We start from the raw sequence: 19,891 nt of genomic DNA on the forward strand, positions 1-19,891 counted from the left end.
CGATGCGTGTTCGCGGTCACCACGGGAACACTGGACGCCTCTCGCCCGTTGGTCCGGCAAGACGCGACAGGGCCCGCACGCGGAGCGCTTCGCCCGAGCCATGGGCGGTAGTCTGGTCGGACGGGTGTGCCCGTCTGCGCCCGTCGACAAGTCAGGGAGGGTCGAGGCCGCCCGCCGGCCGTAAGTGCATGGACCGCAAGCGCCTGCTTCGCAACCCGCTGCTGTGGATCGTGGCGGTGTTGTTGCTCTTTTACGCCTTCAACGTGCTCTTCGACGACAACCGGGGCTACACCCCGATCAAGACGTCCCAGGCACTGCAACAGATCCGGGACGGCCAGGTCAAGGAAGCCACGATCGAGGACAAGGAGCAGCTCCTCAAGCTCACCCTCAACGACGGGGTGACCGTCGAGGGCAGCAACCGCGTGCGCGCCCAGTTCCCGGCGAGCTCGACGGACGAGGTCTTCACCATCCTCGACCAGGCTGGCAACAAGCCGGTCGTGGAGACCAAGGTCACGCAGGACTCGTTCCTGATGCAGATGCTGCTGTACATGATCCCGTTGGGTCTGCTGCTGCTCCTGCTGATGTGGATGATGAACAACTCCCAGGGCGGCGGGAACCGCGTCCTGAACTTCGGCAAGTCCAAGGCCAAGCAGCTGTCCAAGGACATGCCCAAGACGACGTTCGCCGACGTCGCGGGCGCCGAAGAGGCCGTCGAAGAGCTCTACGAGATCAAGGACTTCCTGCAGAACCCGGGCCGCTACCAGGCCCTGGGCGCGAAGATCCCCAAGGGCGTGCTGCTGTACGGCCCGCCCGGCACCGGCAAGACGCTGCTCGCGCGCGCCGTGGCCGGCGAGGCCGGCGTGCCGTTCTACTCGATCTCCGGCTCGGACTTCGTCGAGATGTTCGTCGGCGTCGGCGCCTCGCGCGTCCGCGACCTGTTCGAACAGGCGAAGCAGAACGCGCCGTGCATCATCTTCGTCGACGAGATCGACGCGGTCGGCCGCCACCGCGGCGCGGGCCTCGGCGGTGGGCACGACGAGCGCGAGCAGACCCTCAACCAGCTCCTGGTGGAGATGGACGGCTTCGACTCGCGCGGCGGGATCATCCTGATCGCGGCGACGAACCGGCCCGACATCCTCGACCCGGCGCTGCTGCGCCCCGGCCGGTTCGACCGGCAGATCCCGGTGTCCGCACCGGACCTGAAGGGCCGCAAGCAGATCCTGCGCGTGCATTCCAAGGGCAAGCCGTTGACGCCGGAAGCGGACCTCGACGGCCTGGCCAAGCGCACCGTGGGCTTCTCGGGCGCCGACCTGGCCAACGTGATCAACGAGGCCGCCCTGCTCACCGCGCGCAAGAACGGCACGGTGATCAGCAGCGTCGAGCTGGAGGAGTCCGTCGACCGCGTGATCGGCGGTCCGGCCCGCAAGAGCCGGATCATCTCCGAGAAGGAGAAGAAGATCACCGCGTACCACGAGGCCGGGCACGCCCTGGCCGCGTGGGCGATGCCGGACATCGACCCGGTCTACAAGGTCACGATCCTCGCCCGCGGCCGGACGGGTGGTCACACCCTCTCCGTGCCCGAGGAGGACAAGGACCTGATGACCAGGTCCGAGATGATCGCCCGGCTGGTGTTCGCGCTGGGTGGCCGCTCCGCCGAGGAGCTGGTCTTCCACGAGCCGACCACGGGCGCGTCCAACGACATCGAGCAGGCGACCAAGATCGCCCGCGCGATGGTCACCGAGTACGGAATGTCCGCCCGGCTCGGCGCCGTCAAGTACGGCCAGGAGCAGGGCGAGCCGTTCCTCGGCCGCACGGCGGGCCGGCAGGCCGACTACTCGCTCGAGGTCGCGCACGAGATCGACGAGGAAGTCCGCGAGCTGATCGAGGCCGCGCACACCGAGGCGTACGAGGTGCTGAACACGTACCGCGACGTGCTCGACGCGCTGACGCTGGAGCTGATCGAGAAGGAGACCCTGCACCAGAAGGAACTGGAGCGGATCTTCGCCGCGGTCGAGAAGCGCCCGCGGATCACGAAGTTCAACGACTTCGGCCACCGCACCCCGTCGGACAAGCCGCCGGTCAAGACCCCGGCGGAACTGGCCAAGGAGCGCGGCGAGCCGTGGCCGCCGGCGATCGAGGACACCCTCGACGCCGAGCCCCGGCCGCAGGACCAGGTGCCCACGCCGCCGAACGGCAACGGCGTGCCGCCCCACAGCCCGCAGCCGCAGCCGTACCCGCAGGCCTACCCGCAGCAACAGCAGCCGCAGCCCTACCCGCCGCAGCCGCAGCACCCGTCGTCCGGCCCGCCGAACTACGGCGCGCCGCCCGGGTGGACGCCCGCGACGGTGCCCGGCGGCGCCCCGCAGCCACCGCAGTGGCAGCCGGAGCCGACGGACGCGGAAGCGGGGAAGCGGTCCTTCGACACGGACCCGGACAACCGCACGTGACCGAGCACGGCACCGCGATCGACCAGACCGGCCTCTCCGTCAACGGGGGGGCCGGTTTGGCGCGCCGGCCCTTCGACCAGAAGCGGGCCGAGGCGGCGGTGCGTGAGCTGCTGCTCGCGTGCGGTGAGGACCCGGAGCGCGAAGGGCTCCGCGACACGCCGGCACGGGTGGCGCGGGCGTACCGGGAGCTGTTCGCCGGGCTGCACACCGACCCGGACAGCGTGCTGGCCAAGACGTTCGACGAGAGCCACGAGGAGCTGGTGCTGGTCACCGACATCCCGATGTTCTCGTTCTGCGAGCACCACCTCCTGCCGTTCCACGGCGTCGCGCACGTCGGGTACATCCCGAACGAGCACGGCCGGGTGACCGGGCTGTCGAAGCTGGCCCGGCTGGTCGACCTGTACGCCAAGCGGCCCCAGGTGCAGGAGCGGCTGACGTCGCAGGTGGCGGACGCGCTGATGCGGCGGCTCGACCCGCGCGGCGTGATCGTGGTCGTCGAGGCCGAGCACTTGTGCATGGCCATGCGCGGCGTGCGCAAGCCGGGCTCGCGGACCACGACGTCGGCGGTGCGCGGGCTGCTGCGCAGTTCGGCGTCGTCGCGGTCGGAGGCGATCGACCTGATCAAGGGGCGGTTGCGGTGAGCGTGCCCAGGCCGGGGCACTGCGTGGTGATGGGTGTGCTCAACGTCACACCGGACTCGTTCTCCGACGGCGGCCGGTACCTCGACCTGGACGACGCGGTGGCGCACGGCGTCGCCCTGTTCCGCCGCGGCGCGGACCTGGTCGACGTCGGCGGCGAGTCGACGCGGCCCGGCGCGGACCGGGTGTCGCCGGAGGTCGAGGCGGCCCGGGTCGCGCCGGTGATCCGGGCGCTGGTCGCGGAAGGCGTGCCGGTCAGCGTCGACACCACGCGGGCCGAGGTGGCGCGGGCGGCGCTGGACGCGGGCGCGTCGATCGTGAACGACGTGTCCGGCGGGCTGGCCGACCCGGCGATGGCGCCGCTGGTGGCGTCGGCGGGCGTGCCGTACGTGCTGATGCACTGGCGCGGGCACAGCAGGCGGATGGACCGGCTGGCCGTTTACGACGACGTGGTGCGCGACGTGCGCGACGAGCTGTGCCGCCAGGTGGACGCCGCGCTGGCCGCCGGTGTGGCGTGGGACGACATCATCCTCGACCCCGGGCTGGGTTTCGCGAAGGACGCCACGCACAACTGGCAGCTGCTGCACGGCTTGGGCTCGTTGCTGGAGCTGGGTTTCCCGGTGCTGGTCGGCGCGTCGCGCAAGCGGTTCCTCGGCGCGCTGCTCGGCGACCGGGCCCCGGACGGTCGGGAGGACGCGACGGCGGCCGTGTCGGCGCTGGCGGCGTTCGTCGGCGCGTGGGGCGTGCGGGTGCACGACGTGGACCGGTCATTGGACGCGGTGGCCGTGGCGCGGGCGTGGAGGCGTGGCCGTGCCGACTGACGGGGGTGGCCGAGCGGAGGTGGCCGGGATTTCCGACCGGATCTCGTTGCGCGGCCTGCGGGTGCGCGGGTTCCACGGCGTGTTCGAGCACGAGAAGCGCGACGGCCAGGACTTCCTGGTCGACATCACCGCGTGGCTGGACCTGTCGCGCGCGGCGGCCACGGACGACCTGCGGGAGACGCTGCACTACGGCGAGCTGGCCGAGCGCGCGGCGGCGATCGTGGCCGGCGGGCCGTACGACCTGATCGAGACGGTGGCGGGCAAGGTCGCCGACGAGGTGATGACCGACCTGCGGGTGCGGGCGACCGAGGTGACGGTGCACAAGCCGTCGGCCCCGATCCCGTTGGCGTTCGAGGACGTCGCGGTGACGATCAGGCGCTCGCGTGACTAGGGCGGTGCTGTCGCTCGGCTCGAACCTGGGCGACCGGCTCGGGCACCTGCGGCTCGCGGTGGCCGGGTTCGCCGACGTGCTGGTGGCGGCGTCGCCGGTGTACGAGACGGCGCCGTGGGGCGTGACGGACCAGGACGACTTCCTCAACGCCGTGCTGATCGTCTCCGGAGACGTGGACGAGTGGGGCTGGCTGCGGCGCGGGCAGGCGTTGGAGCAGGCCGCCGGGCGGGTCCGGGAGCGCCGCTGGGGCCCGCGCACGCTCGACGTGGACGTCGTGACGGTGGACGGCGTGCGGTCGTCGGACCCGGAACTGCTGCTGCCGCACCCCGGCGCGCACGAACGCGCGTCGGTGCTGGCGCCGTGGCTCGACGTGGAGCCGGACGCGGTCGTGCCGGGGCACGGCCCGGTGCGCGACCTGCTCGCCGGCCTCGGCCTCGACGGCGTCACCCGACGGGATGATCTTCGGCTGACCTGATCAGCGCTGCGGCGTGCGCGCGGCGGGGTTAGCGTGGGCGCGGAGGTGGCGCGATGAGCAACGCGGTCACTTACGACGCCGCACGGCGGCGGATCATCAGCCTGGTCACCGGCGGCGATCCCGACGCGCCGGTCGGCGCCTGCCCGGGGTGGACGGTGCGGGACGTGGTCGCGCACCTGGCCGGCGGGTTGGGCGACTTCACCGAGCGCCGGTTCGAGGGCGTGACCGACGGCTCGTGGGGCGAGCGGCAGGTGCACGACCGGCGCGGCCGCACGATGGGCGAGCTGCTGGTCGAGTGGGAGCGGAACTTCCAGATCGCCGAGGGCCTGTTCGACTCGCCGATGGGCGCGGTCCTGATCGCCGAGATCGTCTCGCACGAGCACGACATCCGCACCGCGCTGGGGCAGCCGGGCGAGCGGGACAACGTGGCCGTGCGGGCGGCGTTGACGCGGCCGTTGCAGGAGCTGGACAAGCGGCTGCGGGACAAGCACCTGCCCGCGCTGCGGATCACGCTGGAGCACGGCGACCGGGTCGTCGGCGAGGGCGAGCCGGCGGGCGCGCTGCGGACGTCGTCGTTCGAGCTGCTGCGCGTGCTGGGCGGTCGGCGTGACGAGGACCAAGTGCGCGCGCTGGACTGGGACACCGACCCCGGGCCGTGGCTGCCCGAGCTGTCGCTGTTCGGCAGGCGCGACACCGCGCTGGTCGAGTAGTCGGGGACGATGGTGGGGTGAGGTTCACCAAACCCCGTGACCTGCTCGCCGTCGGACTCGTCGCGGGCCTGCTCGCGCACCTGCTGATCAGGCTCGCCTACGACACGCTGCCGCCGCTGCCGACGTTCGCCGGTTTCACCCTGCTGGTGATCGCGGCGGTCAACCTGTACCTCGCGTTCTCGCTGCGCGCCCGCATCCTGCGCAAGCCGGGCGCGCGGCCCGTCGAGCCGTTGACCGCGGCGCGGGCGGTGGCGTTCGCCAAGGCGTCGTCGCTGCTCGGCGCGATCATGCTGGGCGCGTGGGCGGGCGTGCTGGTGTACGTGCTGCCGGCTCGCGGCGAGTTCGAGGCGGCCGACCGCGACACGGTCAGCGGGTTCGTCGGCGCCGGCTGCGCGGCCGTGCTCATCGCCGCCGCGTTGTGGCTGGAACGGTGCTGCAAGACACCCGACGACCCGCATCTCGATCAATAGATACCGACACCGAGGTCTCAATCGGATAACTGACCGGTACGGTAGACGCCATGACCGGGCGAGGCGCGTCGGAAGATGACGAGCAGCAAGATCACGGTCGTGGCACCGGGCGACTACTGCTGGTAGCGGCATTGGCGCTCGCACTCGGTGCCGCGGCGGTGTTGGTGCTGAGCGACAACGCCCGCTGGCTGCGGTTGGCCGTGGTCGCCGCGCTGTGGGCGGCGCTGGTCGGCGCGTTCCTCGCGGCCCGCTACCGCAAGCAGATCTCCGAGCGCGAGGACGAGGTGGCCGACCTGCAGTCGGTCTACGAGCTCGAGCTGGAACGCGAGATCGCCGCACGCCGCGAGTACGAGCTGGAGGTCGAGGCCGAGACCCGCAGGCGCGTGCAGGAGGAGGCCAAGGACGACCTGGACGCGCTGCGCGGCGAGCTGCGCGCCCTCCGGGAGAACCTGGAGGCACTGCTCGGCGGCGAGGTGCTGGTCGAGCGGGTGGCGCTGCGCGCCGAGTCGACCCGGATGCGCGCCCTGTCCGACCAGTCCCGGTTGATGGCGGTGGGTGACAAGCGGATCATCAACGCGGGCCCCGCCGTACCGGTGGCGAAGAAGGCCGCGGAGGCGCCGCAGGTCGAGCGGGTCGAGCGCACGGAGCTGATCGAACGGGTCAACGTCGACACCTCGCGCAAGGACCAGGTTCGGCGTCCCGAACCGACGCGCCCCGAGCCCGTGCGGCGCGAACAGGCCCAGCCGGCGCGCCGCGAGCCGGCCAGGGCGACGGCCCAGCCCCGCCCGACGCCGCCGGTGGTGGTGCGGCGGGAGGCCGCCAAGCAGGAGCCGACCGAGCGGGTGGGCCGGGACGTGGCGGCGCGGTTGTCGCCGCAGTCCGCGCCGGCCGGTCGGCCCGCCGAGCCGTCGAAGACCGAGCACACCGTGCAGCGGCGCAGCCGGGTGGCCGACCGGACCGAGATGATCAGCCGGGAGGCGTTGGCCGAAGGTCCCGTGCGGCGGCCCGAGGGTGCGAGCGCCGTGCGGCGGACGGGTGAGCAGCGGGCCGTGCCGTCGACCGGGTCGACCGGCGAGCAGCGCGCCGTGCCCGCGAACGGCCGCCCGTCGACCGCGCGGGCGGAGCTGACCGGCGAGCACCGCCCGGTGGACCCGCACCGGCCCGTCACGCGTGCCGAGGCGACCGGTGAGCACCGTCCGGTCGAGCCCGGTCGTCGGCCTGCCGGCCGTGCCGACCTGACGGGTGAGCACCGGCCTGTCGGTCGCCCTGACGTGACCGGTGAGCAGCGGTCCGTCGGTCGGCCCGACCTGGCCGGTGAAGCCGGTCGACGGATCGGCACGACCGGTGAGCAGCGGTCCGTCGGCTCGCGTCCCGACCCGGCGCGCCGACCCGCGACGCGTGCCGAGCTGACCGGCGAGCACGTCCCGGTCGCCGAACCCGCGCGCCGGTCCACGACCGAGGACGACGCGCGCCGGTCGCGCCGTGCGGCCGAGCTGACCGGCGGGCACCGCCCCGTGGTCGAGCCGGAGTCGATCGGTGGTCGTTCGGCGGATTCCGCGTCGGCGTCCGTGACGCCCGAGGGCCGTCGCCGGGCCGCCGAGCCCGCGGCCGAGTCGGGTGGTCGGCGTCGGGCCGAAGAGCGCTGGGACTCGTGGGAGGACACCCCGAAGCCGGCCGGCAGGCGCAGCGCGCCGGAGCCCGCCGAACCCGCGGGCGCCCACGCGGACGGCAAGTCGGTCAGCGAGCTGCTCGCCGCGTTCGGCGGTGGCGACTCGCCGCGCCGCCGTCGTCGCCGCGAGGACTAGGCCCTTACTTGTCGATGTCGCCGACGACCACGGCGAACGACCCGAGCACCGCGGGCAGGTCCGCCACCTTCGTGCCGGGCAGCAGCGCGGACAGCGCCTGGACGTTGTTGAACGACGGCGTGCGCAGCTTCAGCCGCCACGGCGTCTTCTCGCCCCGTGACGCGAGGTGCACGCCGGACGTGCCCAACGGCGCCTCGACCCACGTGTAGACCGAGCCCTCGGGCGCCTTGATCGCCTTCGGCAGGCGCAGGTTCACCGGGCCGGACGGCAGGTGGTCCAGGCACTGGTTCGCGAGCGCGACGGACAGGCGGACCTCGTCCACCAGGCCGCGGACGCGGGCCAGCGCGTCGCCCTCGGTGCGCACGACGGGCCGCACGTCCAGGTTCCGGTAGCCGGGCAGCGGGTCGTCGCGGCGCAGGTCGAAGTCCACTCCGGACGCCCGGCCGATCGGACCGGTGACGCCGAACGCGAGCGCGGCGTCCCGGTCGAGCACCCCGAGGCCCGCCAACCCCTCCGGCGCCTCACCGGGGTCCACAGTGGACAGCACCTCGCGCACGCGACCGGTCCAGCCGGCGGGGACGTCCTCGCGCAGGCCGCCGATCCGGTTGAACATGAAGTGGATCCGGCCGCCGGAGGCCTCTTCCAGCACGGCCTGCACGGCGTCGCGGTCGCGGGTGCCGGTGAGCGGCGCGAGGAACACCAGGTGCGCCATGATCCGGTTCAGCTCGCACAGCAGCACGCGCAGCGCCTGGGCGCGCGGCGGGACGTCCATGCCGGTCATGCGTTCCACGGCCAGGGCGACGGCCAGCTCGTTGCAGAAGGCGGCGAGCCAGTCGTGCCGGTTGGCGAGGGTGAGGACCTGCCGGTAGTCGCGGACCTCGAACAGCTTCTCCGCGCCCCGGTGCAGGTGGCCGACCAGGGGTGCGGCGGTGGTGATGACCTCGTCGTCGCGGACCGTCAGCCGCAGCCGGTACGCGCCGTGCGCCGACGGGTGCAGGGGGCCGAGGTCGACCACCCGGTCCACGCCCAGGTGGCGTGCACCGGCGCCCACGCCAACGGTGATCTCCACCCGGTCATCGTCGCACGGCCGGGCCGCCGTTCGGGGGCAGGCCTAATCGCGGGTGATCGCGAAGAGGAAGCACCCGTGGGACACGCTGCGGACCTGGATTTCGGCGACGTCCGGATCGTCGAGCAATGCGGTGACGCGGTCGGCGAGGTTTTCCGGGGCGGCGATTTCACCGCCGTGGATGCGGCCTTCGGCGGTGTAGGCGCGCAGGGTGCGGGGCGCGTGGCGGAACGCTTCGGGGAACTCCGCGGTGGTCGCCGGCCCGTCGCACGGCTCGGCGTGCGCGAACACCGGGCCCAGCTCCTCGTACGGCCCGACGCCCGCGGTGGGGGTGTGGCGGAAGAGGATCAGCGACTCGCCCGGCTCGGCTTTGCGCAGGCAGCAGCGCAGCGGCGCGCCGGGTGACTCGTCGTGCGACTCGTGGTGCTCGTCCGTGCCGGCGAGCTCGCGGGCGCGGTCCAGCACGTTGTTCGGCAGCGCGTGGATTCTCATGTGCCCGACCTTGTCCCGTGCCGTGTCGTGCCGCCGGCGGTCTTCGGCCGTCGAACCGGCGGGTCACCAGACCGGGCGGATGCCTTCCGACTTGCTGTCCGCGAGGTAGGTCTCCAGGGCCTCACGGACGATGGTCAGTTGTTCCGCGCCGACGACGGCCGCGAATTCCTCTTCCAGTTCCGACCAGAGGGCGTCGGCGAAGCGGAGGTAGGCGTGGCCTTTGCCGGTGAGGGTCAGCGCGTGGGCGCGGCGGTCGGTGGGGTGGGGCGTTCGGTGGACGTAGCCCCACTCGACCAGTTCGGCCACGGTCTTGGTCGCGGCCTGCTTGGAGACGCCCAGGTGGGCGGCGAGGTCGACGGCGGTGGCCGAGGGTTGGGCGGCGAGGTAGCGGAAGACGTAGCCGTGCGCCGGGCGCAGTGGTTCGAGGTCGCGTCCGGCCAGCCGTTCGTGGAAGCGGTCGGTCATGGCGCGGAACGTTCTGGCGAACAACATCGACACGGGTTCCACGGTCGCCTAGTCTGCTACTAGACAACTTGGTTGACTAGTTTGGAGAACAATGTTCGAGCGCCACGGCTTCGTGTTCCACCCCCACGCCTCCCCGTCCAACGGTGGGAGCACCCAGATCGCCCTGTGGACCGTCGAGGTGCCGGCGGACGCGGAGAGCGAGAGGCACCAGGTGGACAAGGAGGAGGTGTTCCACGTGCTGGAGGGTTCGGTGACGATCAACGACGTCGCGGCGGGCGCCGGGGACACGGTCGTCGTCCCGCCGCACCTGGAGTTCCAGCTGGTGGGTGGGCCGGCCAAGGTCCTGGTCGCGACGTCGGTCGGGATCACGGGACTGGTCGGGGACCAGCGGATCACCCCGCCCTGGGCGGTGTAGGCGCGCGGCCGGGTCGCGGAGGTCGGGGGCGGCGGAGGTCAGGGTCGCCACGGGGGCAGCGGCGGGACCAGGGACGACACGGGCACGCCGACGCCGTGCAGCAGCCAGCCGAACGACCCCAACCCGCCCTCCGCCCGCAGTTCCGCGATCCGGGACGCCCGCTCGGCCGCCGCCAACCACGCCAACCCGGCCCCGGCACCCGGTCCGGTCCGGCCTGCGCCCCCGGACCCGCCTGCCGATCCGGGCCGGCTCGCGGCGCCAACCTCACCTGCGATACCGGCCCCGCTTGCCGCCCCGAACCTCGCTGCCGTGCCGGACCCGCTTGTCGACCCTGGCTTGCCCGACCCGCCCGCCAGGCCTGCCGACGCGGGCCTGCCTGACGAACCGGACCCGCCTGGCGAACCAGGCCGGTCTGTCGGGCCAGACTCACTTGCCGTGCCGGACCCGGCTGACCCACCCGCCGGACCTGCCATGTCCACCTTGCCGACCAGACCCAGCGCGGCCAGCGCGTCGCGCTGCGAGACCAGCACCCACTCACCACCGGCCGCCTCGGCGCACGCGTCCAGCGCCACGTGCGCCGTCAGGTCGCACGTGCCGTCGAACACCGGCTCCACCCGACGCCCGCCCCGGTACGCGGCGAACGTGCCCGCCACGTACCGCCCCGCCACCCGGTCGGCCCGCACGTGCCCGTAGTCCACCGCCAGCGCCGCCCCGCGCGCCACCCGCGACACCGCGTCCGCCCACGCCGCGTCCCGCGGCTCCCCGATCTCCGCCCGTTCCCCCTCTCCCACCGGCCACCACCGATCCAACCAAGGATGGGATAACGGCCCCGTAACCAACGGGCACGGCACCGCGTCCAGCCACTCGTGCCCGACCAACAACCCGCGCACCGAACCCGGCAACGTCGACCGCCACCGCACCCCCGGCACCGACCGCGCCGGCCCCACGTCCACGGCCGTCACCACCAGCCGCGCCGCCAGCGAGCCCGTCGCCGACGACCGCACCGCCCCCGCCAGCTCCCCGCCGCCGGCGCCCACGTCGACGAAATCCAGCCGCGCCGGCCGGCCGAGGGCGAAATCCACCCGATCGAGCAGCACGAGCAGTGCTTCGGCCAGCTCAGGGCCCACCAACGGAGCGGTGCGGAAGTGGTCGGCGGGCACCTCGCCACGCGTGAAGAACCCCGACGGCCCGTACAACGCCTCCCGCCACAGGGCTTCCGAGTCCACCATCGGTCAAGTGTCCCTTTAAGGTTTCTCCCCGTGACCACTCCCGCCCGCAAGCGAGTCGACCAGCAGCGCTGGACGGTCCTGCTCCCGGTCCTGGGCCTGATCGCGTTGGGCGTGTGCGGGCTGGTCCTGCTCGGCCTCGGCACCTCCCAGACCGGTCTGCTGCCGATCCTGGTCGGCGCGGTGGCCGCGCTGCTGCCCGTCCTCGCCGTGATCGGCGCCTACCTGTGGGTCGACCGCTGGGAGCCGGAGCCCGCGAAGATCCTCCTGCTGGCCTTCCTCTGGGGCGCGTGCGGCGCGACGATCACGTCCCTGGTGTTCAACCAGAGCGCGCACGTGCTCGGCCAGCTCATCGACGGCGGCGACGGCAGCACGTTCGCCGCCGTGGTCGGCGCGCCGATCACCGAGGAGGCCGCGAAGGCGGCGTTCATCGTGGTGCTGTTCCTGCGCCGCCGCCAGGAGTTCGACGGCGTGGTGGACGGCGTGGTCTACGCGGGCGTGACGGCCGCCGGCTTCGCGTTCACCGAGAACATCTGGTACTTCGCCCGCGTCTTCTCCGACAGCGGTTTCGGCGACCTGAGCAGCGGCGTGATCGCGCTGTTCATCCTGCGCGGCGTGCTCTCGCCGTTCGCGCACCCGCTGTTCACGTCGATGACGGGCATCGGGATCGGCATCGCGGCCATGACCGCGAGCCCGAAGGTGCGGGTCGCCGCGCCGGTCCTCGGCTACCTCGGCGCGGCCGGCCTGCACTCGCTGTGGAACTTCTCCACCACCGTCGGCACCGGCTCCACCTTCATCAACCTGTACTTCCTGATCATGGTGCCGATCTTCGCCGGCATGGTGCTGATGGTCGTCTGGCAGCGCCGCCGCGAGCAGCGGATCGTCGCGGGCCAGCTGCCCGCCATGGCCGCCAACAAGTGGATCGCCTCCAGCGAGGTCACCCTGCTGGCCAGCCTGCAGGGCCGCAGCCGGTGGCGGCGCACGGTGCGGCGGCGCGTCGGCGACGAGGCGGCCAAGGCGGTCGCGGGCTACCAGGTCGCCGCCACCGAACTGGCGTTCCTGCGCCACCGCATGGCCAACGGCACGGCGGGCCACGACGCCGAGCAACGGCACGCCCAGCTGCTCACCGCCCTCGTCGCCGCACGTCAGGCCGCGGTGGACGCGCCGGGTGCGCTGAAGGCCGCAGGTGGCGTTCGTCGCAGTTGACGGCCCATGGCAGCACACCGGATTACGCTCGCGGCCGTCGTCCGGTACCCGGGCATCGGGACTGGAACGCCGCGGTGAAGGAGTACGTCGCATGGACGCGACCCCCCGCCCCGCGCGGTTGGCCGTGGGAGTGATCTCGGCAGGCCGGGTGGGTTCGGTGCTGGGCGCCGCGCTGTCCCGGTCGGGGCACGTCGTGAGCGCGGTCTCCGCCGTTTCCCGCGACTCGCTGCGCCGCGCCGAGGAGCTGCTGCCCGACGCGCCCGTGCTGTCGCCGCCCGAGGTGGCCGCCACCGCCGACCTGGTGCTGCTGGCCGTGCCGGACGACGAGCTGCCCGGCCTGGTCCGCGGCCTCGTCGCCACCGGTTCGCTGCGCGCCGGGCAGATCGTCGTGCACACCAGCGGCGCGCAGGGCGTCGAGGTGCTGCGGCCCGCCGCCGAACTCGGCGCGCTGTGCGTGGCACTGCACCCGGTGATGACGTTCACCGGCCGGGTCGAGGACGTGCAGCGGATGAACGCCTGCTCGGTGGGCGTCACGGCGGCCGACGACGACGAGATCGCCTGGCACGTCGGCGAGGCGCTGGTCGTGGAGATGTCCGCCGAACCGGTGCGCGTGCCCGAAGCCGCCCGCCCGCTCTACCACGCCGCCCTCGCGCACGGCGCGAACCACCTGATCACGCTGGTCGCCGACTGCGCGGACCTCTTGCGCGACGCGGGCATCCAGGACGCCGAGCGGATGCTGGGCCCGCTGCTGTCCGCCGCCCTGGACAACGCACTGCGGCACGGCGACCGCGCCCTCACCGGCCCCGTCGCGCGCGGCGACGCGGGCACCGTGGCCAAGCACCTCGCGGTGCTCTCGGACACCGAGGCGCTCCCCGCGTACCGAATCCTCGCGCTCCGCACCGCGGCCCGCGCCCAGGCCGCCGGGCTGCTCAAGCCCGAACTCGCGTCCGACGTCCGCACCACCCTCGAGGGACAAGCATGACCAAGCCGCTCACCAAGGACGACTACACGCCGAACGACGTGACGGTGCACCGCGACCCGGACCGGCTGCGCCGCGTCACCAGGGCGTTGAAGGCGGCCGGCCGCAACATCGCCCTGGTGCCGACCATGGGCGCGCTGCACGAGGGTCACCGCAAGCTGATCCGCGAGGCGCGGGTGCTGCAGAACACCGTGGTCGTCGTCTCCATCTTCGTGAACCCGACCCAGTTCGGCCCGAACGAGGACTTCGACCGCTACCCGCGCAGCTTCGAGTCCGATGTGGACCTGTGCCGCGAGGAGCTCGTCGGCCTGGTGTTCGCGCCGTCCGTCGACGACATGTACCTGCCCGGCAGCACGGTCACGGTGGACCCGGGACCGCTCGGCGACGAGCTGGAGGGCCGGACCCGTCCCGGCCACTTCGCTGGCGTGCTGTCCGTGGTCGCCAAGCTGTTCAACATCGTGCAGCCGACCTACGCGGTGTTCGGCGAGAAGGACTACCAGCAGCTCACGCTGATCCACCGGATGGCGCGCGACCTGAACTTCGGCCTGGACGTCGTCGGCGTGCCGACCGTGCGCGAGCCGGACGGCCTGGCGCTGTCCTCGCGCAACCGCTACCTGTCCGAAGAGGAGCGTTCCGCCGCGACCGCGCTGTCCGCCGCCCTGGTGGCGGGCGCGTACGTCAGCGGCCAGGGCGCGGACGCCGTGCTGAAGGCCGCGGGCGACACGCTCGCCGCGGCGCCCGGCGTCGACCTCGACTACCTGGAGCTGCGCGCGCCCGACCTCGGTCCGGCGCCGGAGAGCGGCGACGCCCGCCTGCTGGTGGCCGCCCGCGTCGGCTCCACCCGACTGATCGACAACGCCGCCGTGCTGCTCGGCACCGGTGACGAGTAAGGGGACCGCCATGTTCCGCACCATGCTCAAGTCGAAGATCCACCGGGCCACCGTCACCCAGGCCGACCTGCACTACGTCGGCTCGGTCACGGTGGACGAGGACCTGATGGAGGCCGCCGACCTGCTGGCCGGCGAGCAGGTCGCGATCGTGGACGTCACCAACGGCGCGCGCCTGGAGACCTACGTCATCCCCGGCGAGCGCGGCACCGGCGTGATCGGCATCAACGGCGCGGCGGCGCACCTCGTCAAGCCGGGTGACCTGGTGATCCTCATCGCCTACGGGCAGATGGACGACGCCGAGGCGCGCGGGTACGAACCGAGGGTGGTCTTCGTCGACGCCGACAACAAGGTCGTCGAGCTCGGCGCGGACCCGGCGCACGCGCCGGAGGGCTCGGGGCTCGTGAACGGGTCCGCCGCCGCGCAGCCGGAGCCGGTGGCGGCGGAGACCGAGGACGCGGCGGCGCTGGACGCGTTGATCCAGGCCGAGGACTAGCAGGCCGAGAACCGGGCCGGAGACTTCACGCCGAAGGCTTCAGGCCGAAGACCTAGGGGGAGACCCGCTGTGCTGCTCGCCATCGACGTCGGCAACACCAACATCGTGCTGGGCCTGTACGACGGCACGGGTGACGCCGCCGCGCTGATCCGGGACTGGCGGATGCGCACCGACGCCCGGATGACCGCCGACGAGCTGGCGCTGACCATGCGCGGCCTGCTCGGCGAGTACGCCGACAAGATCACCGGCATCTCGGCGCTGTCCACCGTGCCCGCGGTGCTGCGCGAGCTGCGCGTGATGCTCGGCCGGTACTACAGCGGCGTGCCGAAGGTGCTCGTGGAGCCGGGCGTGCGGACCGGCGTGCCGCTGCTGGTGGACAACCCCAAGGAGGTCGGCTCCGACCGGGTGATCAACACGCTGGCCGCGCACCACCTGCACAGCACGGCGTGCGTGGTGGTCGACTTCGGCACGTCCACGAACCTGGACGTCATCTCGGCCAAGGGCGAGTTCCTCGGCGGCGCGCTGGCGCCGGGCATCGAGATCTCCGTCGACGCGCTGGCGGCCCGCGCCGCGCAGCTGCGCAAGGTCGAGCTGGTGCGGCCCCGGTCGGTGATCGGCAAGAACACCGTGGAGTGCCTGCAGTCCGGCATCGTCTACGGGTTCGTCGGCCAGGTCGACGGCCTGGTCCGCCGGATCGTCGACGAGTTGCAGCTCACCGAACCCGGCCCGGTCACGGTCATCGCGACCGGCGGCCTCGCGCCCCTGGTGGTGACCGAGTCGGCCACCATCCAGGCGCACGTGCCCGACCTGACGCTGCTGGGCCTGCGGTTGGTGTTCGAGCGCAACAGGCCCTGAGGCGTCAGCCGGTCCGCCGCACCCGTTTCACGTAGGTGGTCAGGGGGAAGTCGAACTCGCCCTCCGCGGTCTCGGGTCGGGACTTGAGGAACGCGAGGATCCGCGCGTTCAGCTCGACCCGCTCCTCCTCCGGGATCACCAGCGCGTGCGAGTGCGTGTTGACGGTCGACACGACGGACTCGGCGGTGCGCCGGTGCGCGTGCCGGAAGACGCGGTCCTCGGTGCCGGTGAACAGCTCGTGCTCCGGCACCGGGTCGGCGTCCACTTCGGGCACGGCGACGTCGTCGCGGGCGACCCGGACGAACTCCGCCACCCACGGCACCGAGTCGTCGAAGTCGTTCCACAGCGCGGCCAGCACGCCGCCCGGCCGCAGCACGCGAGCGATCTCCGGCATCGCGCGCGTCGGGTCGAACCAGTGGAACGCCTGGCCGACCACGACGGCGTCGACCGTGCCGTCCGGCACGGGGATCCGCTCCGCGCTGCCGGGCAGGGCGCGTGCCGCGCCGTGGTGGCGCACCAGCTCCGACAGCATCGCCTCGTCCGGCTCTACCGCCGTCACGTGGTGACCCTGGGCGAGCAGGACGCCGGTCAGCTTGCCCGTGCCCGCGCCGAGGTCCAGCACCTGGTGCGGCCCTTCGCCGAGCGGTTCGAGCACCCAGCGGACGGCCTCGGCGGGGTAGTCCGGTCGGTGTTGCGCGTACGCCGAGGCGTGCGCTCCGAAGGAGGAGGCCCGCCTGGCCCGCAAGTCATCTCCCGTCACCCACAAGAGCCTAGTGAGATCCGGTTCGATTTCCCGAGCGGTCTTTCCGTACTCTTCGTCCTGTGAGTGAGCAGCCAGCGACCGGTTCCGCGACCAGCGACGACGATCTCCCCGAGCAGCTGAGGGTGCGCCGGGAGAAGCGGGCGCGACTGCTGGAACGCGGTGTCGACCCGTATCCGGTCGAAGTACCACGCACGCACACGTTGCGAGAGGTGCGCGAAGCGCATCAGGGACTGGAACCGGACACCGCGACCGGTGATGTGGTCGGTGTGACGGGCCGGGTCATGTTCATCCGCAACACCGGCAAGTTGTGCTTCGCGACGCTGCGCGAGGGCGACGGCACCGAACTCCAGGCGATGCTGAGCCTGAACGGCGTCGGCGAGCAGTCGCTCGGCGAATGGAAGTCCGACGTCGACTTGGGCGACCACGTATTCGTGCACGGCGAGGTCATCACGTCCCGCCGCGGCGAACTGTCCGTGATGGCGGACGAGTGGGCGATGACGGCGAAGGCGTTGCGCCCGTTGCCGGTCGCGCACAAGGAACTCGCCGAGGAAACCCGCATTCGCCAGCGGTACGTGGATCTGATCCTGCGTGAGCAGGCCCGGAACACGGTGCGCAACCGGGCCGCGGTGGTGCGCTCGTTGCGGGAGTCGTTCCACCGGCGCGGTTTCATCGAAGTCGAGACCCCGATGTTGCAGACGTTGCAGGGCGGCGCGACCGCCCGACCGTTCGTGACCCGGTCGAACGCGCTCGACATCGACCTGTTCCTGCGGATCGCGCCCGAGCTGTACCTGAAGCGGTGCGTGGTGGGCGGTATCGAGAAGGTCTTCGAGATCAACCGCAACTTCCGCAACGAGGGCATGGACTCGTCTCATTCGCCCGAGTTCTCGATGCTGGAGTACTACGAGGCGTACGCCACCTACGACACGAACGCGGTGCTGACCCGCGAGCTGGTGCAGGAAGCCGCGCTGGCGATCGCCGGTTCGCACGTCGTGACGCTGGTCGACGGCACCGAGTACGACCTCGGCGGCGAGTGGACCACGTTGAGCATGTACGACTCGTTGTCCGACGCGGCGGGCGAAGAAGTCACGCCCGAAACCTCTCCGGAGCGGCTGCGGGAGCTGGCCGACAAGCACGGCCTGGAGACGGACCCGAAGCTCGGGCACGGCAAGCTGGTCGAGGAGCTGTGGGAGCACCTGGTCGGCGACACCCTGCACGCGCCGACGTTTGTGCGCGATTTCCCCGTGGAGACGTCGCCGCTCACCCGTCAGCACCGCACCCGGCCGGGTGTGGCCGAAAAGTGGGACCTGTACGTGCGCGGTTTCGAGTTGGCCACGGGATACTCCGAACTCGTGGACCCGGTGGTCGAGCGGGAGCGGTTGGAAGCCCAGGCCCGGCTCGGGGCGACCGGTGACGCCGAGGCGATGCCGGTCGACGAAGACTTTCTGCGATCACTGGAGTACGGAATGCCACCGAGCGGTGGTGTGGGAATGGGCATCGACCGGCTGCTGATGGCGCTCACCGGTCTCGGTATCCGGGAGACGATCCTGTTCCCCCTCGTGCGCCCGGAATGAGTAACTTCTCGGACTCCAGGCGGCGCATTCCTCCAGTTGTGCGCTAACCTGCACTCGCCAATGCTTTAGGTCGCGGTCGGGGAACACCGCGCATTCGAGTCCAGGAGGATACGCATGGCGCAGAAGGTCACCGTGACCCTGGTCGATGACCTGGACGGTGGGAAGGCAGAGGAGACGGTCGGCTTCGGATTGGACGGTGTGTCCTACGAGATCGACCTTTCTGCGAGCAATGCGGGCAGGCTCCGCGACGCTCTCGCCGACTTCGTCGCCAGTGCCCGCAAGGCGGGTGGCCGCAAGCGCGGCCCGGGTCGTCCGGCCGGTGTGAAGGCAGCTCGTCCGGCTTCGGCGGATCGCGAGCAGAACCAGGCGATTCGGGAGTGGGCGCGCAAGCAGGGGATGAAGGTCTCCGATCGCGGGCGCATCCCGGCCGAGGTGCTGGAGGCTTACCACCAGCAGGGCTGACGCGAGTTGTGGACGTGGCGCAGGCCACGGCAATTACGTCAATCGACGAAGGGGCGCCGGATGATTCCGGCGCCCCTCGGTTGTTTTAGAGGACTCGCCGCGGAGTTGTGAAGATCGATTGTGCGGATCGCGCGTCGGGCACTCAGGTGATCTCCGACTCGACCGTTCGGCGGCACGGAGTGCGTTCACCGGTGATCAGACCGTGTTCGGTTAGGCTTACCTCACCGAAGGTCGGGTCGCCGTGGGAGGAGCAAGCGCTGTGGCCCTCCGCACCACCCGACTGGTCCTGCTCGTCGGTCTCTTGGCCGTGGTCGCGCTCGCCAGCGTCGCCATCGGCGCCAAGGACATCCCGCTCGCCGACGTCTGGCACGCGCTGACCGCCCACGCCGGGCTGGAGAACGACCTCGTCGTCCGTGAACTCCGGGTGCCGCGCACGCTGCTCGGCATCGCGGTCGGTGTCGCGCTGGGCGTCGGCGGCGCGTTGATGCAGGGCCACACCCGCAATCCGCTGGCCGACCCGGGCATCCTCGGCGTCACGCAGGGTGCCGCGTTCGCGGTCGTGCTGTCGATCTTCACGTTGGGCGTGACCAGCCTCTACGGGTACGTGTGGTTCGCGTTCGGCGGCGCTCTCGTGGCCAGCGTCGTGGTGTTCCTGCTCGGTTCGGGGCGCAACGGGCCGACACCGGTGACGCTGGCGTTGGCAGGCGCGGCGGTCAGCGCGCTCATGCACGGGCTGGTGTCCGCGATCGTGCTGCTCGACCGGCAGAGCCTCGACGCGTTCCGGTTCTGGCAGGTCGGCGGCATCGCCGGGCGCGACCTCGCCGTGCTGTGGCAGGTGCTGCCGTTCCTGGTGCTCGGGCTGGTGCTGGCGGCGGGCAACGCGCCCGGGCTGAACGCGCTGTCGCTCGGCGACGACGTGGCCAGGTCGCTGGGGCAGCGGGTGGCGGCGACCAGGGTCGTCGGCGTGGTCGCGACGACGTTGCTGGTGGGCGGGGCGGTGGCGGTGTGCGGGCCGATCGGCTTCCTCGGGCTCGTCGTGCCGCACGCGGCGCGGGCGCTGACCGGGCCGGACTACCGGTGGCTGCTGCCGTTCGCCGGGGTGATCGGCGCGATCGTGCTGCTGGTCGCGGACGTCGTCGGGAGGGTCGTGACCAGGCCGGGCGAGCTGGAGGTCGGTGTGGTGATGGCCCTGGTCGGCGCGCCGTTCTTCATCGCCCTGGTGCGGCGGCGGAAGCTGGTGAAGCTGTGAAG

22 protein-coding genes are annotated in these 19,891 nt (G+C 72.1%); 17 read left to right on the forward strand and 5 right to left on the reverse strand.

From position 1 onward, the window contains the following. Positions 1–188 precede the first annotated feature (188 nt). Genes ftsH through ADK67_RS08430 form a run of 8 tightly spaced genes read left to right on the forward strand, consistent with a single transcriptional unit; the run spans position 189 to position 7,757 of the window. Positions 189–2,447, forward strand: coding sequence for an ATP-dependent zinc metalloprotease FtsH (ftsH, locus tag ADK67_RS08395; protein WP_053715824.1), 2,259 nt, complete (start codon positions 189–191; stop codon positions 2,445–2,447). Between the two features lie 17 nt (positions 2,448–2,464). After that, complete coding sequence (gene folE / locus ADK67_RS08400) at positions 2,465–3,088, forward strand: GTP cyclohydrolase I FolE (protein WP_053715910.1); 624 nt, start codon at positions 2,465–2,467, stop codon at positions 3,086–3,088. 29 nt (positions 3,089–3,117) lie between these two features. Beyond that, entirely contained in the window at positions 3,118–3,906 is a 789-nt protein-coding gene (gene folP / locus ADK67_RS08405) for a dihydropteroate synthase (protein ID WP_053715825.1), read from the forward strand. A gap of 28 nt (positions 3,907–3,934) precedes the next feature. Further along, positions 3,935–4,297 (forward strand): dihydroneopterin aldolase, encoded by a 363-nt coding sequence (folB, locus tag ADK67_RS08410; RefSeq protein WP_053715911.1) that lies wholly within the window; start codon positions 3,935–3,937, stop codon positions 4,295–4,297. After that, positions 4,290–4,772 (forward strand): 2-amino-4-hydroxy-6-hydroxymethyldihydropteridine diphosphokinase, encoded by a 483-nt coding sequence (gene folK, locus ADK67_RS08415; protein ID WP_053715826.1) that lies wholly within the window; start codon positions 4,290–4,292, stop codon positions 4,770–4,772. Before folB ends, folK begins: the two co-directional genes overlap by 8 nt. A gap of 53 nt (positions 4,773–4,825) precedes the next feature. Continuing rightward, entirely contained in the window at positions 4,826–5,482 is a 657-nt protein-coding gene (locus ADK67_RS08420; protein ID WP_053715827.1) for a maleylpyruvate isomerase family mycothiol-dependent enzyme, read from the forward strand. Between the two features lie 17 nt (positions 5,483–5,499). After that, positions 5,500–5,952, forward strand: a complete 453-nt coding sequence (locus ADK67_RS08425; protein WP_053715828.1) for a DUF3180 domain-containing protein — start codon at positions 5,500–5,502, stop codon at positions 5,950–5,952. Between the two features lie 50 nt (positions 5,953–6,002). Next, positions 6,003–7,757: a DUF6779 domain-containing protein gene (locus tag ADK67_RS08430; protein ID WP_157620013.1), complete on the forward strand. Its 1,755-nt coding sequence runs from the start codon at positions 6,003–6,005 to the stop codon at positions 7,755–7,757. Positions 7,758–7,761: 4 nt separating this feature from the next. Here the strand turns inward: ADK67_RS08430 and ADK67_RS08435 are convergent, their stop codons facing one another. From ADK67_RS08435 to ADK67_RS08445, 3 genes are all read right to left on the reverse strand, one after another. Next, on the reverse strand, positions 7,762–8,826 hold the full coding sequence (locus ADK67_RS08435) for an NADH-quinone oxidoreductase subunit D (protein ID WP_053715830.1): 1,065 nt from the start codon (positions 8,824–8,826) through the stop codon (positions 7,762–7,764). A gap of 42 nt (positions 8,827–8,868) precedes the next feature. Then, the gene (locus ADK67_RS08440) at positions 8,869–9,315 is read right to left on the reverse strand and encodes a DUF1203 domain-containing protein (RefSeq protein WP_053715831.1); all 447 of its coding nucleotides are present in this window, start codon (positions 9,313–9,315) and stop codon (positions 8,869–8,871) included. 63 nt (positions 9,316–9,378) lie between these two features. Further along, a complete protein-coding gene (locus ADK67_RS08445; protein WP_053715912.1) occupies positions 9,379–9,807 on the reverse strand; it encodes a MarR family winged helix-turn-helix transcriptional regulator in 429 nt (142 codons plus the stop codon). Positions 9,808–9,871: 64 nt separating this feature from the next. On the opposite strand from ADK67_RS08445, the gene ADK67_RS08450 reads away from it, so the two are divergent. Then, the gene (locus ADK67_RS08450; RefSeq protein ID WP_053715832.1) at positions 9,872–10,195 is read left to right on the forward strand and encodes a hypothetical protein; all 324 of its coding nucleotides are present in this window, start codon (positions 9,872–9,874) and stop codon (positions 10,193–10,195) included. Between the two features lie 38 nt (positions 10,196–10,233). Here ADK67_RS08450 and ADK67_RS54560 read toward each other — a convergent pair whose 3' ends face one another. Continuing rightward, positions 10,234–11,424, reverse strand: a complete 1,191-nt coding sequence (locus ADK67_RS54560) for an SAM-dependent methyltransferase (RefSeq protein WP_053715833.1) — start codon at positions 11,422–11,424, stop codon at positions 10,234–10,236. Between the two features lie 30 nt (positions 11,425–11,454). Between ADK67_RS54560 and ADK67_RS08460 the strand changes: the two genes are divergently transcribed. The 5 genes from ADK67_RS08460 to ADK67_RS08480 all read left to right on the forward strand — a co-directional run bounded on the left by ADK67_RS08460 (position 11,455) and on the right by ADK67_RS08480 (position 15,844). Next, positions 11,455–12,627 carry a PrsW family intramembrane metalloprotease gene (locus ADK67_RS08460; protein ID WP_053715834.1) on the forward strand — a complete coding sequence of 391 codons (1,173 nt, stop codon included), beginning with the start codon at positions 11,455–11,457 and terminating at the stop codon, positions 12,625–12,627. Between the two features lie 91 nt (positions 12,628–12,718). After that, positions 12,719–13,609 carry a Rossmann-like and DUF2520 domain-containing protein gene (locus ADK67_RS08465; RefSeq protein ID WP_053715835.1) on the forward strand — a complete coding sequence of 297 codons (891 nt, stop codon included), beginning with the start codon at positions 12,719–12,721 and terminating at the stop codon, positions 13,607–13,609. Continuing rightward, entirely contained in the window at positions 13,606–14,496 is an 891-nt protein-coding gene (gene panC / locus ADK67_RS08470) for a pantoate--beta-alanine ligase (RefSeq protein WP_053715836.1), read from the forward strand. The genes ADK67_RS08465 and panC overlap by 4 nt, the downstream gene beginning before the upstream one ends. Before the next feature lie 10 nt (positions 14,497–14,506). Continuing rightward, positions 14,507–14,989, forward strand: coding sequence for an aspartate 1-decarboxylase (gene panD / locus ADK67_RS08475; protein ID WP_053715837.1), 483 nt, complete (start codon positions 14,507–14,509; stop codon positions 14,987–14,989). Between the two features lie 69 nt (positions 14,990–15,058). Continuing rightward, positions 15,059–15,844: a type III pantothenate kinase gene (locus ADK67_RS08480; RefSeq protein ID WP_053715838.1), complete on the forward strand. Its 786-nt coding sequence runs from the start codon at positions 15,059–15,061 to the stop codon at positions 15,842–15,844. A 4-nt stretch (positions 15,845–15,848) separates the two neighbouring features. On the opposite strand, the gene ADK67_RS08485 is transcribed toward ADK67_RS08480, so the two are convergent. Next, positions 15,849–16,604 (reverse strand): class I SAM-dependent methyltransferase, encoded by a 756-nt coding sequence (locus ADK67_RS08485; protein WP_053715839.1) that lies wholly within the window; start codon positions 16,602–16,604, stop codon positions 15,849–15,851. Between the two features lie 62 nt (positions 16,605–16,666). Between ADK67_RS08485 and lysS the strand changes: the two genes are divergently transcribed. The 3 genes from lysS (at position 16,667) to ADK67_RS08500 (ending at position 19,889) form a co-directional block, all read left to right on the forward strand. Then, the gene (lysS, locus tag ADK67_RS08490) at positions 16,667–18,178 is read left to right on the forward strand and encodes a lysine--tRNA ligase (RefSeq protein ID WP_053715840.1); all 1,512 of its coding nucleotides are present in this window, start codon (positions 16,667–16,669) and stop codon (positions 18,176–18,178) included. 114 nt (positions 18,179–18,292) lie between these two features. Further along, positions 18,293–18,640 (forward strand): histone-like nucleoid-structuring protein Lsr2, encoded by a 348-nt coding sequence (locus ADK67_RS08495; protein ID WP_053715841.1) that lies wholly within the window; start codon positions 18,293–18,295, stop codon positions 18,638–18,640. 259 nt (positions 18,641–18,899) lie between these two features. Continuing rightward, positions 18,900–19,889, forward strand: a complete 990-nt coding sequence (locus ADK67_RS08500) for a FecCD family ABC transporter permease (protein ID WP_231648074.1) — start codon at positions 18,900–18,902, stop codon at positions 19,887–19,889. Positions 19,890–19,891 lie beyond the last annotated feature (2 nt).

It is taken from the genome of Saccharothrix sp. NRRL B-16348 (assembly GCF_001280085.1).
In the GTDB taxonomy this organism is placed as follows: domain Bacteria; phylum Actinomycetota; class Actinomycetes; order Mycobacteriales; family Pseudonocardiaceae; genus Actinosynnema.

Bases quoted from the DNA above. Each gene is read 5' to 3' on its own strand.
- ADK67_RS08495 (WP_053715841.1), top strand. From the start codon at position 18,293: ATGGCGCAGAAGGTCACCGTGACCCTGGTCGATGACCTGGACGGTGGG.
- ADK67_RS54560 (WP_053715833.1), bottom strand. From the start codon at position 11,424: ATGGTGGACTCGGAAGCCCTGTGGCGGGAGGCGTTGTACGGGCCGTCG.
- folP (WP_053715825.1), top strand. From the start codon at position 3,118: ATGGGTGTGCTCAACGTCACACCGGACTCGTTCTCCGACGGCGGCCGG.
- panC (WP_053715836.1), top strand. From the start codon at position 13,606: ATGACCAAGCCGCTCACCAAGGACGACTACACGCCGAACGACGTGACG.
- ADK67_RS08440 (WP_053715831.1), bottom strand. From the start codon at position 9,315: ATGAGAATCCACGCGCTGCCGAACAACGTGCTGGACCGCGCCCGCGAG.
- ADK67_RS08465 (WP_053715835.1), top strand. From the start codon at position 12,719: ATGGACGCGACCCCCCGCCCCGCGCGGTTGGCCGTGGGAGTGATCTCG.
- ADK67_RS08420 (WP_053715827.1), top strand. From the start codon at position 4,826: ATGAGCAACGCGGTCACTTACGACGCCGCACGGCGGCGGATCATCAGC.
- ftsH (WP_053715824.1), top strand. From the start codon at position 189: ATGGACCGCAAGCGCCTGCTTCGCAACCCGCTGCTGTGGATCGTGGCG.
- ADK67_RS08445 (WP_053715912.1), bottom strand. From the start codon at position 9,807: ATGTTGTTCGCCAGAACGTTCCGCGCCATGACCGACCGCTTCCACGAA.
- ADK67_RS08450 (WP_053715832.1), top strand. From the start codon at position 9,872: ATGTTCGAGCGCCACGGCTTCGTGTTCCACCCCCACGCCTCCCCGTCC.
- ADK67_RS08430 (WP_157620013.1), top strand. From the start codon at position 6,003: ATGACCGGGCGAGGCGCGTCGGAAGATGACGAGCAGCAAGATCACGGT.
- panD (WP_053715837.1), top strand. From the start codon at position 14,507: ATGTTCCGCACCATGCTCAAGTCGAAGATCCACCGGGCCACCGTCACC.